Source organism: Arthrobacter sp. Br18, from assembly GCF_000520555.1.
GTDB lineage: Bacteria > Actinomycetota > Actinomycetes > Actinomycetales > Micrococcaceae > Arthrobacter_D.
The window spans coordinates 74,859-75,918 of the sequence record NZ_KI914847.1; the positions used below are offsets into that span (position 1 = coordinate 74,859).

Sequence of the window (1,060 nt, forward strand, 5' to 3'; positions counted from 1 at the left end):
CGCCGCACCAGCCGCCAGGGCCACACTTCGAATCTCCACCCTGCAATACTGCCCTACTGCCGGAACCTCTGGGAAACCTGCGGGCCGCGTCCGGCTGATCCGGAGTGCCGATGGAACCCGGACCGCCGGGAGCCTGCAGGTATACTTGGGCAAATTCTTGCTGGCTCTCGGGGACACCGGTGTGCCGGACGGGACTCATCGCCCGATGATGCGCGTTTCCAACCAGTGGAGGAACCATGCCGCACATCCTGATGTTGACCAATACCACAGGCTCCTCGGTGGAGATCCTGCCGGCCCTTGAGCTCCTCAACCACAAGGTCCACGTCCTCGCGGCGGAGCCGACCGCACTCCTCGACGCCGCACCCTGCGACGTCGCGATGGTGGACGCCCGCCGCGACCTCGTGGGAGCACGCTCGCTGACCCAGCTCCTCCCAGCCGATCGCGGCGACCACGCAAAGGACTCCCGCGAGCACTGCCACCGAGACTGCCGAGACATAGGACGCCCCGACCAGCCCTGCGACGGCGGCCCCGGCCGCACCAGCCGCCATGGCCACACTTCGAATCTCCACCCTGCAATACTGCCCTACTGCCGGAACCTCTGGGAAACCTGCGGGCCGCGTCCGGCTGATCCGGAGTGCCGATGGAACCCGGACCGCCGGGAGCCTGCAGGTATACTTGGGCAAATTCTTGCTGGCTCTCGGGGACACCGGTGTGCCGGACGGGACTCATCGCCCGATGATGCGCGTTTCCAACCAGTGGAGGAACCATGCCGCACATCCTGATGTTGACCAATACCACAGGCTCCTCGGTGGAGATCCTGCCGGCCCTTGAGCTCCTCAACCACAAGGTCCACGTCCTCGCGGCGGAGCCGACCGCACTCCTCGACGCCGCACCCTGCGACGTCGCGATGGTGGACGCCCGCCGCGACCTCGTGGGAGCACGCTCGCTGACCCAGCTCCTCAAGGCGACGGGCCTCAGCGCCCCGCTCCTGCTCGTCCTCACCGAGGGCGGCATGGCAGCCGTCGCGGCCAACTGGCTCGCCGACGACGTCGTCCTCGAC

At 67.5% G+C, this 1,060-nt stretch carries 2 pseudogenes; both read left to right on the forward strand.

The window, feature by feature from the left end:
- Nucleotides 1-236: 236 nt before the first annotated feature.
- Nucleotides 237-431 (forward strand): annotated as a pseudogene (locus Y704_RS25630) (DNA-binding response regulator); the annotation flags it as partial.
- Between the two features lie 335 nt (nucleotides 432-766).
- Nucleotides 767-1,060, forward strand: a pseudogene (locus Y704_RS18845) (DNA-binding response regulator); the annotation flags it as partial.